Source organism: Streptomyces sp. NPDC006551, assembly GCF_040611675.1.
Classification (GTDB): domain Bacteria; phylum Actinomycetota; class Actinomycetes; order Streptomycetales; family Streptomycetaceae; genus Streptomyces.
The window spans coordinates 69,884-84,865 of sequence record NZ_JBEXOT010000018.1 but is presented as its reverse complement, the minus strand read 5'-3'; the positions used below and the strand labels follow the sequence as shown (position 1 = coordinate 84,865).

Below are 14,982 nucleotides of genomic sequence, written 5' to 3'. Positions count from 1 at the left end.
GTCAGACGTCCCGGCTGTTCATCAGGGCGTACGCGCCGGCCATCGCGGCGGCCACGACGCCCGCCAGGATCCACACCGGGTCCCACCCCGACGGGCCGCCCTCGCCCACCGCCGACCGGCCGGCGTACAGCGCGATCAGCTGGCTCGGGATCGCGTAGGTGAGCAGCGCCTCCTGCACCTTCGCCAGCGACTCCGAGAACATGAACATCGCCGCGACCAGCGGCAGCAGCAGCACCCCGATCATGATCGTGATCGCGCCCGCCGAGTGCCGCACGATCGAGCCGACGGCGAGCGCCAGCAGGCCGAGCAGCGCGACGAACAGACCGGCGCCGACTGTGGCCCGCAGCCACTCCGACCCGGTGGGCTCGACGGCGTCCACCATCGCCACCTGCGCCATCGCGACCACGGTCGCGGTCACCGTCGTGACCGTGAAGGTGAGCAGAAAGAAGACGATCGCCTTGGCCGTCAGCACCCGGGCCCGGCTCGGGCAGGCGGTCAGCGTGGTGCGGATCATGCCCGTGCCGTACTCGGACGCGATCGTCAGCACGCCCAGCGTGATCACACAGATCGAACCGAGGAGCACGCCGAAGAACCCGAAACCGAGCGCCGACTCGCCCTGAGTGTTCTCGCTCGACGTCGCCACGATCGCGGCAACCCCCAGACCGATGCCGAGCATCAGCACCACCATGACCCCGAGCGTCCACATCGTGGAACGCACCGACCGGATCTTGGTCCACTCCGAGGCGAGCGCGTCACCGAGGTGCGCCCTGCGGACGGGGATCGGGGAGACGTACGAGTAGGGCGGGGTCGGGGCGGTCATCGGGCGTCCTCGGCGTTCGGGGCGGGCTCGCTCTGCTGCGGGGTGGCGTAGGGGTTCTGTCCGGGCGGCGGCGGGGCGTACCAGCCCTGCTGCGGCACCTCCGGCACCACGTACGGCTCGGGCTGCTGCTTGAGGTGGGACGGCTGCGGCTGCTGGAGGTGGGCGAGCTGGTCCTCGGTGGAGCGGTAGTCCACGGCGCTCTGCGTCATCCGCATGTACGCCTCCTCCAGCGACGCCTGGTGCGGGGACAGCTCCCAGAGCCGTACGTCCGCGCCGTGGGCGAGATCGCTGATCCGGGGGAGGGCGAGGCCCGTCACCCGCAGCGCCCCGTCGGGCTCGGACATGACCTGACCGCCGGCCTCGGTGAGTGCGGCGGTCAGCTTCTCCCGCTGCTCCGGCTCCGTCCGCGGGGTCCGCACCCGGGCGAAGTCCGCGGAGTTCGCCGAGATGAAGTCCTTGACGCTCATGTCGGCGAGCAGCCGGCCGCGGCCGATCACGATCAGATGGTCGGCGGTCAGCGCCATCTCGCTCATGAGGTGGCTGGAGACGAAGACGGTCCTGCCCTCGGCGGCCAGCTTCTTCATGAGGTTGCGGACCCAGAGGATGCCCTCCGGGTCGAGGCCGTTGACCGGCTCGTCGAAGAGGAGCACCTGCGGGTCGCCGAGCAGTGCCGCCGCGATGCCGAGACGCTGCCCCATGCCTAGCGAGAAGCCGTTGGAGCGCCGCTTGGCGACGTCCTGGAGGCCGACGACCCCGAGGACCTCGTCGACCCGCTGGGCCGGGATGCCGGCGAGCTGGGCGAGCGACAGCAGATGGCTGCGGGCGCTGCGGCCGCCGTGCACGGCCTTGGCGTCGAGCAGCGCGCCGACCTGTCGCGGCGCGTTCGGCAGCTGCCGGAAGGGGTGGCCGCCGATCGTGACATGCCCCGAGGTCGGCTGGTCCAGGCCGAGGATCATGCGCATCGTGGTCGACTTGCCGGAGCCGTTGGGTCCCAGGAAGCCGGTGACGGTCCCCGGCCGCACCTGGAAGGAAAGGTTGTACACGGCCGTCTTGGCGCCGTAGCGCTTGGTCAGGCCGACTGCCTCGATCATTCTCCAGCCCCATCGACAGGTCAGGTCGTCGTCGGGGCCGTGGCCGTCGGCCGGTAGCCCCCCGTATGAGCTAGGAGCTTATCGAGCCGTTGACGGTTCCGGCGAAGTGTGAACTTCCGGCTACGCGTCCCGCTTCTTCAGGACCAGATAGCCGCCGATCAGCGAGGCCGCCACCCAGATCAGCATGATGCCGAGCCCGCCCCAGGGGCCGTAGGGGGCCTTCTCCGAGTTCATCGCGTCCGGCACGACCTGCATGATCTTGGATCCGGCCTGGTCGGGGAAGTAGAGGGCCACATCCTTGGCCTTGGGGACCGCCGACAGGATCTGCGAGATCAGGAAGAAGAACGGCACCAGGATGCCGAGCGAGAGCATCGACGAGCGCAGCATCGCCGCCACCCCCATCGAGAAGATCGCGATCAGGCCCATGTAGAGCCCGCCGCCGATCACCGCCCGCAGTACGTTCTCCGCGCCGAGCGAGGTGCGGTGCTCGCCGAGGAGCGCCTGTCCCAGGAAGAACGACAGGAAGCTGGTCGCCAGACCGACGGCCAGCGCGAGGGCGCCCGCCACCGCGATCTTGGAGAAGAGGAAGGTGGCGCGCTGCGGCACGGCCGCCAGGGACGTACGGATCATCCCGGAGCTGTACTCGGTGCCCACCACGAGCACACCGAAGACGACCATCGCCAGCTGGCCCAGCATCATCCCGGAGAAGCTGATGAAGGTCGGGTCGAAGGTCGCCCGCTCGGCGGCGGAGAGATCGTCGAACGTCGACGCCAGCAGGGCGCACAGCGCGGCGCTCATCGCCACCGTGACCAGGAGCGCGCTCGCCAGGGTCCAGATGGTCGAGGAGACCGTGCGGATCTTGGTCCACTCCGACTGGAGGACCGCGGATACGGCTGCCATCGTTCAGGCTCCCTTGGTGGTGTCGCCCCACTGGGGGCCGGGCGCTTGGGCCCCGTGAACATCCGTGCCGTGCGCGTGGTATTCCACCGCGCCGGCCGTCATCCGCATGAACGCCTCCTCCAGGGAGGCGCGCTGCGAGCTCAGCTCGTGCAGGACGAGCCCGTTCTCGGCGGCCAGTTCACCCAGCTTCTCGGTGGTGGCGCCGTCCACCTCCAGCGTGCCGTTGCCCGCCTCGACCGGGGTGAAGCCGTTGGAGTGCAGGACGTCCCGCAACCGTTCCCCCTGCGGCGAGCGCAGCCGTACGTAACTCCTGGAATTCTGCTGGATGAAATCCGCCATCGACGTGTCGGCCAGCAGCTTTCCCTGCCCGATCACGATCAAGTGATCCGCCGTCAGAGCCATTTCACTCATCAGGTGGCTCGAAACGAAGATCGTCCGGCCCTCGGCCGCCAGCGCCTTCATCAGATTGCGGATCCAGTGAATTCCCTCGGGGTCCAGACCATTGACGGGTTCGTCGAACATCAGGATCTCGGGATCACCGAGAAGCGCCGAGGCGATTCCCAGCCGTTGGCCCATGCCGAGGGAGAAGCCCTTCGACTTCTTCCGCGCGACCGGGGTCAGTCCGACCAGGTCGAGGACCTCGCCGACCCGCCTCTCCGGAATGCGGTTGGCCTGCGCGAGGCAGAGCAGGTTGTGGTACGCGGACCGGCCGCCGTGCATCGCCTTGGCGTCGAGCAGTGCCCCGATGTACTTCAACGGCTCCTGGAGCTCGCGGTAGTGCTTGCCGTCGATCCGGACCGTACCGCTGGTCGGATTGTCCAGATCCAGCATCATGCGCATGGTCGTCGACTTGCCGGCTCCGTTGGGCCCGAGGAAGCCGGTCACCACACCCGGCCGGACCTGGAAGGAGAGATGGTCGACCGCCGTCTTCGTGCCGAATCGCTTCGTGAGGCCCTCGAGCTCGATCATGCGTACCAACCTAAGGGCGCGAAAAACCCTCCGCCACCGGAATGGCGGAGGGCTGGCCCTCTCTTTCAGGGCTCGGTTCGCCTCCGGGGCGCTTGGTGCGTCTGTCGACGGACGGCCGCGCGCCCCTTCGGCTCACTCACCGGGGCCGCGGGCTCAGCGCGTCTGCTGGGCCGGGACGCCGCGAGTGGCCGACTCGTCGTCGATCGGGGAGCCGGCCGCCGCCACCGCGGCGCCGGTCAGCGTGGCCAGCATCTCGCGGACGTTGGTCAGCTGGGCGTTGATCGAGTCGCGGCGGTTCGTCAGCGCCGCCAGCTCGCGCTCCGATTCCGAGCGGATCCGGTCGGCCTTGGCGTTCGCGTCGGCCACGATGTCCTCGGCCTGGCGCTGCGCGGTCTCCACCGTCTGGCGGGCCCGGCGCTCCGCGTCCGTACGCAGCTTCTCGGCCTCCAGGCGGAGCTGCTCGGCGCGGTGCTCGATCTCGGCGAGGCGCTTCTCGGCCTTGGCCTGACGCGAGGCCAGGTCGCGCTCCGACTGCTCGCGGCGCTTGGCCAGGTTGGTCTCGAAGTCCGCGGCGGCCTGGGCGGCCTTGGCGCGGGTCTCCTCGAAGAGGGCGTCCGCCTCCTCGCGCTTGGACTGCGCGTCCTTCTGGGCCTCGGCACGCAGCGAGTTGGCCTCGCCCTGCGCCTTCTCGACGATCCGAACGCCCTCGTCCTCGGCCTTCGCCTTGCGCTCCGCGGCGAACGACTCCGCGTCGTTGCGTACCTGCTGCGCGGCCGACTCGGCCAGCTCACGGTGCTGCTCGGCGGCGCGGCGGGCCTCCTCGCGCAGGTCCTTCGCCTCCTCCTCGGCGAGGCGGAGGATCTTCTCGACACGGGCACCGAGACCGGCGTACGACGGCTCGGCGTCGGTGACCTGGGCCTGGGCGTTCTGGGTCTCGAGGTGGAGTTCCTCGATGCGCTTTTCCAGAGAGGTGATTCGGGCCAGAGCACTGTCACGGTCGGCGACGAGCTTGGTAATGCGGTCGTCCACCTGACCGCGGTCGTAACCACGCCGCACGAGCTCGAAGCCGAAGGGGGAGGAAGTGTCGCTCATGGGGTTCCTGTCGAATGAGACCGGTGAGGTGTTAGGGGGAATCCTAGGGGCCGAAGCGGCGTGTCATCGAGCGGATGTCCGTTTGATCTGGAGAATGTCCAGCCTTTTGAGTGGCTAGCCCCCGGAAGACTTGCCACTCGAACGTGTAACCCCCACCGAGGTACCCGCCTTGCCGTTGTCCCTCGCACCAGCGGACTTCGCCCCGTCGGACTTCGTACCGTTCGACGGTGCCTCGAAAGACTCCAGCGCTTCGAGGACGTCCTGGACACGGGAGATCTCGGCGTTGATGTCCTCGCGACGGCGCACCAGAACATCCAGCTCGCGCTGCCCCTCGGAGATCATCTTCTCGGCCTCGCGCTCGGCCTCCGCCTTGATCCGCTCCGCCTCCGCGACGAGGGACGACTTCTTCTGCTCGGCCTCCTTCAGGAGCGCCTCGGCCTTCTTCACCGCGGCGATCCGGACCTTGCTCGCCTCCGAATTCGCCTCGGAGACCAGTTCCTTGGCCTTCTCCTCGGCCTCGGCCCGCTGCTCCTCGGCGGCCTTCACCAGCTTGTCGACGCGCTCGCCGGCCGTCTTCATCTGCTCGGCCGTCTCGCGCCGCGCCCGCTCGTGCAGCTCCTCGATCTCCCCCTCGATCCGCGCCCGGAGCTCCTCGGCCCGCTCCCTTATGGCCGTCGCGTCGCTGCGCGCCCCGACCAGTAGCTCGTCCGCGTCCGTACGCGCCTTCTCCACCAGCGAGTTGCCCTCGACGGTCGCCTCGGCGACGAGCCGCTCGGCCTCCTTGCGGGCCGCGCCGACCATCGTGTCCGCCTGCGACTCCGCCTCGGTGGTGGCGCGCAGCGCCTCCTCCTGGGCCTTCGCCATGAGCTGGTCCGCCTGTTCGGCCGCGTCCGAGCGGCGCTTGGCGCCGGCCTCGCGCGCCTCGTCGAGCGTACGGTCCGCCTCCGCGCGTGCCTCGGAGCGCATCTGCTCCGCCGCCGACTCGGCGTCCGCGCGGACCCGTTCGGCCTCCGCGCGGATCCGCTCGGCGGCCTGCTGGGCCGCGCCGACCGTCTCGGCGGCCTCGGCACGCAGCCGCTCGGCCTCGTCCGACGCCCGGGAGACCGTCAGTTCGGCCTGCTGCGTCGCGTCGGACGTCAGCGACTCCGCGAGCTCGCCGGCCTCGGCCGTGATCCGCTCGGCCTCCCTCGTCGCCTCGCCGATGAGCTGGTCGGCCTGCTCGGCCGCGTCCGAGCGGCGCTTGTCGGCCGCCTTCCGGGCCTCGTCCAGGACCTGCTCGCTGTCGGCCAGCGCGGCCGCCCGCAGCGCTTCCGCGTGCGCCTCGCCGTCCTTCTTGACCTGCTCCGCCTCGGTCCGCAGCCGCAGCGCGTCGCGCTCGGTCGTCTCCAGGAGCTCCACCGCCTCGGCGGTGATCCGCTCGGCCTCGCTCGTGGCCTCGCCGATGAGCTTGTCGGCCTGGGCGGCGGCGTCGGCGCGCCGCTTGTCGGCGGCCTTGCGGGCCTCGTCGAGCACCTGCTCGCCGTCCGCGCGCGCGGCCGCCCGCAGCGCCTCGGCCTCCGCCTCGCCGTCCGCCTTGACCTGCTCGGCCTCGGCCCGCAGCCGCTCGGCCTCGGCGGTGAGCCGCTCCGCCTCGGACTTCGCCTCGCCGACCAGCGTCGACGCCTGGGCCGCGGCCTCGGAACGGATCCGGTTGGCGTCCTCCCGGGCGTCCGCACGGGTGCGGGCCGCGTCCTGCTCGGCCGAGGCCAGCGAGTCCGTCGCCTCGGTCCGTACCCGCTGGGCGTACTCCGCGGTGTCCGCCCGCAGCTTCTCCGCCTCGGCGATCGCGTCCGTGACCGTCCGCTCGGCCAGCGCCTTCGCGGCCTCGGACTCCTCCTGGGCGCGGGTCCGCACCCGGTTCGCGTCCTCGGCGGCCCGCTCCCGCTCCTCGTACGCGTCGGCGCGGACCCGGTCCGCCTCCTCCTGCGCCTCGGCCCTGGTGCGCTCCGCCGCGTGCTCGGCGGCGCTGCGCAGCCCGGCGATCTCCTCCTCGGCCTGCTCGTGCAGCCCGGCGACGGAGTCGCGTACCTCCTTGGCCGTCTGCTCGGCGGCGGACACCATCTCCGTGGCCCGGCGGTCCGCCTCCTCGACCAGACGCTGCGCCTCGGTCTGCGCCTCCTCCACCCGCTTGCGGGCGGAGGCCAGCAGCTCCTCGGACTGCTCGCGGGCGTGCTCGCGCTCCCGGCCGGCCTCGGAACGGGCCGACTCCAGCGTCTCCTCGGCCTCCCGGCGGCGCCGGTTGGCCTCCTCCTGCGCGGCGGCCAGAGCCTCGGCGGCCTCGGCGGCGACCCGCTCGGCCGCGGCCGCGGCCTCCGCCCGGACCCGGTCGGCGGTCTCCTGCGCCTCCGACTTCAGCCGCTCGGCCTCCGTCGACGCCTCCGTGCGCAGCCGTACGGCCACGGCCTCGCCCTCGGCGCGCGCGGTGGACGCGTCCGACGCGGCCTCAGCCCGCAGCCGCTCCGCCTCCTGCTCGGCCTGCGCCTGGAGCGTACGGATCCGCTCGGCGGCCTCGGTACGCAGCCGCTCGGTCTCCTCGGCGGTCTCGCGCCGGATCCGCTCGCTCTCGGCCCGGGCGTCGGACAGCTCGCGCCCGGCGTTCTCGACCCGCGACTCGGCCTCGGTGTGCAGCCGGGTCAGCTCCTCGGCCGCCTCGGCGTGCCGCGCCTCGGCGGCCCGCTCGGCCTCCTCGCGCAGCGCGGTCGCGGCCCGCTCGGCCGCCGCCTTGACCGCCTCGGCCTGCTCCTCGGCCTCGGCCCGCATCCGCTCGGCCTCGGCCCGGGTGCGCTCCAGGGTCTCCTCGGCCTGTGTCCGCAGCGTCTGCGCGCGCTCCATGGCCTCGGAGCGGACCCGGTCGCTCTCGGCGCCGGCGCTCGCGCGCAGCTCGTCGGCGTCCGTACGGGCCTTGGTCAGCAGCTCCTCGGCGGTCCTGGCCGCCTCCTCGATCTGCCCGACGGCCTCGCGCCGGGCCTCGCCGCGGATCCTCTCGCCCTCGGCGATCGCCTCGGCGCGCAACTGCTCGGCCTCGCCGCGCAGCCGGCGCGCCTCCTCCTGCAGCTCGACCGTCTTGGCGCGGTACTCCTTGGTGTCGTCCTTCGCCGAGCCGAGCAGCTCGTCGGCCTGCTCCTCGGCCTGGTTGCGCAGCCGGTCGGCCTCGGCCTCGGCCTCGCGGCGGATCCGCTCGGCCTCCTCGGACGCCTTGCGGGTGGTCGCCTGGGCGTCCTCGGACGCCTTGGTGAGGACTTCCTCGGCGGTACGGGCCGCCTTGGCGAGGGCGGCGGCGGAGTCCTCCGCCGCGACCGTACGGGCCTTCTCGGCGGCCTCCGAGACCAGCTTCTCGGCCTCGGCGCTCGCCTCGCGGAGCTTCTCCTCGGCCTCTGCCTTGAGGGCCTCGGCCTCCTTCGTGGCCTCGCCGACGAGCCGGGCGATCTCCGCCTTCGCCGTACGCGTGCGCTGCTCGTTGACCGACTCCGCGGACGACAGCTGCTTGGCGGCCGCCTCCTTCGCCTCCGCCAGCGCCTTCTCGGCCTCCGCGCGAGCCTCGCGGAGCCGGTCCTCGGCCTCCTGCATCCGCTGCTCGGCGGCGCGGGACAGCTCGGTCGCCTGCCGGCGGGCCTGGTCGGTCTCGGCGGTGGTGGCGGAACGGAGCTGCTCGGCGTGGCTGGTGGCCTCCTGCGCCTGCGTCGAGGCGGCGTTCAGCAGCCGCTCGGCGTCCTTGCGGGCGCGCAGCAGAATCGCTTCGGCCTCGGCACGGGCGGCCTCCGCCTCCGAGCCGACGCGCTGGCGGGTCTCCTCGGCGAGCCGGGTGGCCTCGGCCCGCGCGGCGGCGAGCGCCTGCTCGGCCTCGGCGCGGGACTCCTCCATCAGGCGGCGGGCCTGGGACTCCGTGCGGGCGCGCAGCTGCTCGGCCCAGGCGACGTTCTCGTTGACGTGCGCCTCGACGGTCTGGCGGCGCTCGGCCAGCTCCTGGTCCAGGCGCTGACGGCGCTGGACCGCCTCGTTGTGCAGCTCGGCCTGGAGCCGCGCCTGGTGCTCGGCGTGCTCCTGCAGGATGCGCTGGGTCTGGGCGCGGGCCTCGCGCAGCTCGCGCTCGGCGTCCTGGCGCAGCTGGTCGGCCTGGATCTGCGCGTTGCGGAGCAACTGCTCGGCCTGGTAGCCGATGTCCGCGCTGTCGTAGGCCGGCCGGGATGCGATCGTGCGGCGCGCCTCGTGGAGCTTGGCGCGCAAGACCTCGACCTGGTAACCGAGGTCCTCGGCGTGCTGGACGGCCTTCTCCCGCTCGGTCTTCAGCCGGTCCATCTCGGCTTCGAACCGCGAAAGATGGTCGTCTTCAGCTCGGTGGCTCTCCTGGCGTTCGTAGCCCCGCACTGCGCGGTCCCATCCGTCCCCTGGTCGCAACACTCCAATGAGATCCGTTCCCCGGCGAACGGGCCCCCCGGGGAATGGTGACAGATCGGATACCCCGACTTCGACGCCGCATGGCATGCGGCACCGACCGGCCCCGGCCCGGAGCCGCCCACTCTACCGGGCCAGGAATCCGGAGGTCAGTGCTCCACCGAGGAGTGGACGGAGGAGCGGACCTAGGAGTGGTCCGCCGACGGCTCGGCGGAGGTGACCAGTTCGGTCAGCACGCCGTGGCAGTCCTTGGGGTGGAGGAAGGTGATGCGGGAGCCCATGGAGCCGATCCGGGGCTCGTCGTAGAGGACTCGGACACCCTTGCTACGGATGTCGGCGGCGTCACCGTCGACGTCGGCGGTCCCGAAGGCGATGTGGTGGACCCCCTCGCCGTTCTTCGCCAGCCACTTCCCCACCGCGGAGTCCTCCCGGGTGGGCTCCAGGAGCTGGAGGTAGGAGGCGCCGCCGTCGGAGGTGTCGTTGATCTTGAGCATGGCCTCGCGGACGCCCTGCTCCTCGTTCACCTCGGAGTGGAACACCTCGAAACCGTAGGTCGCACGGTAGAACTCGACAGTCTTGTCGAGGTCGAAACAGGCGATCCCGATGTGGTCGATTCGCGTCAGCATGGTCCCAGTGCAGCGCCAGAGAGGTGGTTACGCAACGTGCGCGCCGTCACACCGGCTGCCCGGTGACCCTGAGCGGTACCGCTCAGTACATTGGCGGTAAACCCTCGTTCACTCCTCATCTCAAGGGGCTGTGCCTCATGTCTGGAACGACCGGTACCACTTCAGTGATCGTCGCGGGCGCCCGCACGCCCATGGGACGGCTGCTCGGCTCCCTCAAGTCCTTCTCCGGCGCGGAGCTGGGCGGTTTCGCCATCAAGGCCGCGCTCGACCGGGCCGGCATCGGCGGCGACCAGGTGGAGTACGTGATCATGGGGCAGGTGCTCCAGGCGGGCGCCGGCCAGATCCCGGCCCGCCAGGCCGCCGTCAAGGCCGGCATCCCGATGAACGTCCCGGCCCTCACCGTCAACAAGGTGTGTCTCTCCGGACTCGACGCCATCGCCCTCGCCGACCAGCTGATCCGCGCCGGCGAGTTCGACGTGGTCGTCGCCGGCGGCCAGGAGTCGATGACCAACGCCCCGCACCTGCTCCCGAAGTCCCGCGAGGGCTACAAGTACGGCGCGATCGAGATGCTCGACGCGATGGCGTACGACGGCCTGACCGACGCCTTCGAGAACATCGCCATGGGCGAGTCCACCGAGAAGCACAACACGCGCCTCGGCATCGCCCGCCCCGAGCAGGACGAGATCGCCGCGCTGTCGCACCAGCGCGCCGCCGCCGCGCAGAAGAACGGCATCTTCGAGGCCGAGATCACGCCGGTCGAGATCCCGCAGCGCAAGGGTGACCCGGTCGTCTTCGCCAAGGACGAGGGCATCCGCGGCGAGACGACCGTCGAGTCGCTCGGCAAGCTGCGCCCGGCCTTCGCCAAGGACGGCACCATCACGGCCGGCACCTCCTCGCAGATCTCGGACGGCGCCGCCGCCGTGGTCGTGATGAGCAAGGCCAAGGCCCAGGAGCTGGGCCTGGAGTGGATCGCCGAGATCGGCGCCCACGGCAACGTCGCCGGCCCGGACAACTCGCTGCAGTCGCAGCCGTCCAACGCGATCCGCCACGCCCTGAAGAAGGAGGGCCTGAGCGTCGAGGACCTCGACCTGATCGAGATCAACGAGGCGTTCGCGGCGGTCGCCGTCCAGTCAATGAAGGACCTGGGCGTGACCCCGGAAAAGGTGAACGTCAACGGTGGCGCGATCGCCCTCGGTCACCCCATCGGCATGTCCGGCGCCCGTGTGGTGCTGCACCTCGCCCTGGAGCTCAAGCGGCGCGGCGGCGGTGTCGGCGCGGCGGCGCTGTGCGGCGGTGGCGGTCAGGGTGACGCTCTGATCGTCCGCGTACCCGGCAACGGCAAGTAGTTCCGTACCTAAGGAGCATCGGCACATGGTGGACGTCCCCGAACTCGTCGCCCAGGCACGGGAGGGCCGGCCGCGCGCCGTGGCCCGGCTGATCTCACTGGTGGAGGGGGCGTCCCCGCAACTGCGCGAGGTGATGGCGGCGCTCGCGCCGCTGACCGGTGGTGCGTACGTGGTGGGCCTGACGGGCTCGCCCGGCGTGGGCAAGTCCACGTCGACGTCCGCGCTGGTGACCGCCTACCGGCGGGCCGGGAAGCGGGTCGGCGTCCTGGCCGTCGACCCCTCGTCCCCCTTCAGCGGGGGAGCCCTGCTCGGCGACCGGGTCCGGATGTCGGAGCACGCCTCCGACCCGGGCGTGTACATCCGCTCGATGGCGACCCGAGGCCACTTGGGCGGGCTCGCCTGGGCGGCCCCGCAGGCGATCCGCGTCCTGGACGCGGCCGGCTGCGAGGTGATCCTCGTCGAGACGGTGGGCGTCGGCCAGTCGGAGGTGGAGATCGCCTCCCAGGCCGACACCTCCGTGGTGCTGCTCGCGCCGGGCATGGGCGACGGGATCCAGGCCGCGAAGGCGGGCATCCTGGAGATCGGCGACGTGTACGTGGTGAACAAGGCGGACCGGGACGGCGCGGACGCGACGGCCCGCGAGCTGAACCACATGCTCGGTCTCGGCGAGGCGCGCGGTCCGGGCGACTGGCGGCCGCCGATCGTCAAGACGGTCGCGGCGCGGGCCGAGGGCGTCGACGAGGTCGTGGAGGCCCTGGAGAAGCACCGCGCCTGGATGGAGGAGCACGGGGTCCTGGCGGAGCGCCGCCGCTCGCGCTCGGCTCGCGAGGTCGAGACCATCGCGGTCACGGCGCTGCGCGAGCGCATCGGGGACCTGCACGGCGACCGGCGCCTGGACGCGCTCGCGGAGCGCATCGTGGCGGGCGAGCTGGACCCGTACGCGGCGTCCGACGAACTGATCGCGAGCCTGACGGGCAACTGACGGCCCGACGGACGGGGCCCGGTGCGCTTCACGCGCACCGGGCCCTCGTCGTGTCAGTCGTCGGCGGCGCCGTCCTTGGCGTCGTCGTCCTGAGCGTCGTCGTCCTGGTCCTTGGCGTCGTCCTGAGCGGCGTCGTCGGCGTCATCGTCCTTGTCGGTCTCGGTGCCGACGACCTTGCCCGTGGCCGCGTCCACGTGGACGGTGTACGAGGTGGTGCCCTGGCCGAGAATGTCGACCTCCCAGCCGCGGTCGTCGTTCCCGCCGTCGTCGTCGGTGTCGAGGTCGACGGAGACGACCGTGCCCGGCTTCGCCTTGAGGGCGGCGTCGATCGCCTGGGCGGCGGTCACCTTCGCGGTACGCGCCGCGGCGCGCTCGTCGTCGTCCGTGTTCTGTGCGCCGGCGGCCCGCACCTGGGCCGGCGCCGACTCCTGCCGGCCGTCGTCGTCCGCGAAGGCGGCCGCGGTCCCGCCGCAGACCACGGCGGCCGCCGCGACGGTGGCGATGACGATGTTGCGCTTCATGAGGTCCTCCAACGGTGGGGTGCGCTTCGACGGACACCACTGTGCGGAGTCGGACCTGAAGCCACGCTGAAGCAACCTGAAGACGTCTTCAGGTGGGATTTGCGAACCTGGGGCGCATGCGGTTGTTGATCGTGGAGGACGAGAAGCGGCTCGCCCTGTCCCTGGCCAAGGGCCTGACGGCGGAGGGGTATGTCGTGGACGTCGTCCACGACGGCCTCGAGGGCCTGCACCGGGCGAGCGAGTCGGCGTACGACCTGGTCGTGCTCGACATCATGCTGCCCGGCATGAACGGCTACCGGGTCTGCGCCGCGCTGCGCGCCGCCGGGCACGACGTGCCGATCCTGATGCTGACCGCCAAGGACGGCGAGTACGACGAGGCCGAGGGCCTGGACACGGGCGCCGACGACTACCTGACCAAGCCGTTCTCGTACGTGGTCCTGGTGGCCCGGATCAAGGCGCTGCTGCGGCGCCGGCGCTCCGGCGCCGGGGTCTCGCCCGTACTGGTCCTCGGCGAGCTGCGGGTGGACACCGGGGCCCGCCGGGTGCACCGCGGCGAGGAGGAGATCCCCCTCACGGCCAAGGAGTTCGCCGTACTGGAGCAGTTGGCGGTGCGCCCCGGCACGGTGGTGTCCAAGGCCGAGATCCTGGAGCACGTCTGGGACTTCGCCTACGACGGCGACCCGAACATCGTCGAGGTGTACGTCAGTGCGCTCCGCCGCAAGCTCGGCGCCGCGCTGATCAGGACGGTGCGCGGCGCCGGATACCGGCTGGAGGCGCGGTGAGCGGCCGGCCGTTCGCCTCGGTACGGGCGAGGGCCACGCTCGGTGCGACCCTGGTGGTCGCGCTGGCCCTGATCGCCGCCGGGATCGCCGTACTGCTGTCGCTCCGCGGCAACCTCGCCGGCCGGGCGGACGCGGAGGCCGACAATGCCGCCCGCCAGGTCGCCGCACGGATCGCGGCCGGCACTCCGTACACCGCCCTGGACCTGCCGGACGGGGAGGACCATCCGGTGCAGGTCGTCGACGGGGACGGCCGGGTGCTGGCGGTGAGCGAGGGTCTGACGGCGATCAGCGGCACCGGCGTGCCCGGCGTCAGCCCGGTCGCGAGTCCCGGAGCCGGCCGGGACGACGACGATGACGACGACGGTCCCGGTGCCGGTGAGTCCGGCGTCGTCACCTGGCACGGCGAGGGGCGGGCCACCGTGGACGGCAGGAGCGCCGCCTACCGGTTCGCCGAGGTGGAGGTGGCGGACTCCGGGGACGAGACGGTCCGGGTGTACGCGGGCGCGTCGCTGGCGGCGCAGCAGGACGCGGTGCGTACCGCGTCCGTGGCCATGCTGGTCGGGCTGCCCGTGCTGCTGGCCGTGGTGGGCGGCGTGACCTGGCTGGTGACCCGGCGCGCCCTGCGGCCCGTCGAGGCCATCCGCCGCGAGATGGCCGCCATCACGGCCTCCGAGGACCTGAGCCGCCGCGTACCCGAACCCCCGACGGGTGACGAGGTCGCCCGGCTCGCCCGGACCACGAACGAGACGCTGTCCGCCCTGGAGGCGTCCGTGGAGCGGCAGCGGCGGTTCGTCGCGGACGCCTCGCACGAACTGCGCAGCCCCATCGCCAGCCTCCGGACGCAGCTGGAGGTCGGCGCCGCGCATCCGGCTCTCCTCGATGTCCCCGGCGCCGTCGAGGACACGGTGCGGCTCCAGCGGCTCGCCGCCGATCTGCTGCTGCTCGCCCGCCTGGACGCGGGGGAGCGGCCGGGGCGGACTCGGCTGGACCTCGGGGAGCTGGCGCGCGCCGAGGTGGCGGGGCGTACGGGGGACAGGATCGCCGTCCGGGTGGAGGCCGAGGAGGGCGTCGAGGCACCGGGCTCGCGGGGGCAGCTGGCCCGGGTGCTCGCCAACCTCCTGGACAACGCCCAGCGCCACGCCCGCCGCCGGATCACTGTGACGGTGGGCGCGGAAGGCGCGTGGGCGGTGCTTGCGGTCACGGACGACGGCGAGGGCGTTCCCGCCGCCGAACGTGAGCGCGTCTTCGAACGGTTCGTCCGTCTCGACGACGCCCGCACGCGCGACGAGGGCGGTGCGGGTCTCGGTCTGGCGATCGCCCGGGACGTGGCCCGCCGCCACGGCGGGGACCTGACCGTGACCGCCGCGCCGTCAGGGGGCGCGCGCTTCGTCCTGCGGTTGCCGCTGGACGGGTGACCGGCGG

The 14,982-nt window shown here is 72.2% G+C and carries 12 protein-coding genes; 4 read left to right on the top strand and 8 right to left on the bottom strand.

From position 1 onward, the window contains the following. Position 1 precedes the first annotated feature (1 nt). From ABZY12_RS18290 to mce, 7 genes are all read right to left on the bottom strand, one after another. On the bottom strand, positions 2-820 hold the full coding sequence (locus ABZY12_RS18290) for an ABC transporter permease subunit (protein WP_356891412.1): 819 nt from the start codon (positions 818-820) through the stop codon (positions 2-4). Then, positions 817-1,911 (bottom strand): ATP-binding cassette domain-containing protein, encoded by a 1,095-nt coding sequence (locus ABZY12_RS18285; RefSeq protein ID WP_356891410.1) that lies wholly within the window; start codon positions 1,909-1,911, stop codon positions 817-819. The genes ABZY12_RS18290 and ABZY12_RS18285 overlap by 4 nt, the downstream gene beginning before the upstream one ends. A gap of 120 nt (positions 1,912-2,031) precedes the next feature. Then, complete coding sequence (locus tag ABZY12_RS18280; RefSeq protein ID WP_356891408.1) at positions 2,032-2,811, bottom strand: ABC transporter permease; 780 nt, start codon at positions 2,809-2,811, stop codon at positions 2,032-2,034. Positions 2,812-2,814: 3 nt separating this feature from the next. Then, a complete protein-coding gene (locus tag ABZY12_RS18275; protein ID WP_356891406.1) occupies positions 2,815-3,780 on the bottom strand; it encodes an ABC transporter ATP-binding protein in 966 nt (321 codons plus the stop codon). Between the two features lie 153 nt (positions 3,781-3,933). Further along, positions 3,934-4,872, bottom strand: a complete 939-nt coding sequence (locus ABZY12_RS18270; RefSeq protein ID WP_356891404.1) for a cellulose-binding protein — start codon at positions 4,870-4,872, stop codon at positions 3,934-3,936. Between the two features lie 114 nt (positions 4,873-4,986). Then, the gene (scy, locus tag ABZY12_RS18265; RefSeq protein WP_356891402.1) at positions 4,987-9,276 is read right to left on the bottom strand and encodes a polarized growth protein Scy; all 4,290 of its coding nucleotides are present in this window, start codon (positions 9,274-9,276) and stop codon (positions 4,987-4,989) included. Positions 9,277-9,488: 212 nt separating this feature from the next. Further along, the gene (gene mce, locus ABZY12_RS18260) at positions 9,489-9,929 is read right to left on the bottom strand and encodes a methylmalonyl-CoA epimerase (protein ID WP_356891400.1); all 441 of its coding nucleotides are present in this window, start codon (positions 9,927-9,929) and stop codon (positions 9,489-9,491) included. A 137-nt stretch (positions 9,930-10,066) separates the two neighbouring features. On the opposite strand from mce, the gene ABZY12_RS18255 reads away from it, so the two are divergent. Beyond that, a complete protein-coding gene (locus ABZY12_RS18255; RefSeq protein ID WP_356891398.1) occupies positions 10,067-11,275 on the top strand; it encodes an acetyl-CoA C-acetyltransferase in 1,209 nt (402 codons plus the stop codon). A gap of 25 nt (positions 11,276-11,300) precedes the next feature. Further along, on the top strand, positions 11,301-12,257 hold the full coding sequence (meaB, locus tag ABZY12_RS18250) for a methylmalonyl Co-A mutase-associated GTPase MeaB (protein WP_356891396.1): 957 nt from the start codon (positions 11,301-11,303) through the stop codon (positions 12,255-12,257). A gap of 53 nt (positions 12,258-12,310) precedes the next feature. Here the strand turns inward: meaB and ABZY12_RS18245 are convergent, their stop codons facing one another. Next, a complete protein-coding gene (locus ABZY12_RS18245) occupies positions 12,311-12,778 on the bottom strand; it encodes a PepSY domain-containing protein (RefSeq protein WP_356891394.1) in 468 nt (155 codons plus the stop codon). Between the two features lie 116 nt (positions 12,779-12,894). Here ABZY12_RS18245 and ABZY12_RS18240 point away from each other — a divergent pair, with 116 nt between their 5' ends. Then, positions 12,895-13,560: a response regulator transcription factor gene (locus tag ABZY12_RS18240; protein WP_356891392.1), complete on the top strand. Its 666-nt coding sequence runs from the start codon at positions 12,895-12,897 to the stop codon at positions 13,558-13,560. Further along, positions 13,557-14,975 carry a HAMP domain-containing sensor histidine kinase gene (locus tag ABZY12_RS18235; RefSeq protein WP_356891390.1) on the top strand — a complete coding sequence of 473 codons (1,419 nt, stop codon included), beginning with the start codon at positions 13,557-13,559 and terminating at the stop codon, positions 14,973-14,975. Before ABZY12_RS18240 ends, ABZY12_RS18235 begins: the two co-directional genes overlap by 4 nt. Positions 14,976-14,982 lie beyond the last annotated feature (7 nt).

Coding starts and splice junctions, on each gene's coding strand:
- ABZY12_RS18290 (WP_356891412.1), bottom strand. CDS start 820: ATGACCGCCCCGACCCCGCCCTACTCGTACGTCTCCCCGATCCCCGTC.
- ABZY12_RS18285 (WP_356891410.1), bottom strand. CDS start 1,911: ATGATCGAGGCAGTCGGCCTGACCAAGCGCTACGGCGCCAAGACGGCC.
- ABZY12_RS18280 (WP_356891408.1), bottom strand. CDS start 2,811: ATGGCAGCCGTATCCGCGGTCCTCCAGTCGGAGTGGACCAAGATCCGC.
- ABZY12_RS18275 (WP_356891406.1), bottom strand. CDS start 3,780: ATGATCGAGCTCGAGGGCCTCACGAAGCGATTCGGCACGAAGACGGCG.
- ABZY12_RS18270 (WP_356891404.1), bottom strand. CDS start 4,872: ATGAGCGACACTTCCTCCCCCTTCGGCTTCGAGCTCGTGCGGCGTGGT.
- mce (WP_356891400.1), bottom strand. CDS start 9,929: ATGCTGACGCGAATCGACCACATCGGGATCGCCTGTTTCGACCTCGAC.
- ABZY12_RS18255 (WP_356891398.1), top strand. CDS start 10,067: ATGTCTGGAACGACCGGTACCACTTCAGTGATCGTCGCGGGCGCCCGC.
- meaB (WP_356891396.1), top strand. CDS start 11,301: ATGGTGGACGTCCCCGAACTCGTCGCCCAGGCACGGGAGGGCCGGCCG.
- ABZY12_RS18245 (WP_356891394.1), bottom strand. CDS start 12,778: ATGAAGCGCAACATCGTCATCGCCACCGTCGCGGCGGCCGCCGTGGTC.
- ABZY12_RS18240 (WP_356891392.1), top strand. CDS start 12,895: ATGCGGTTGTTGATCGTGGAGGACGAGAAGCGGCTCGCCCTGTCCCTG.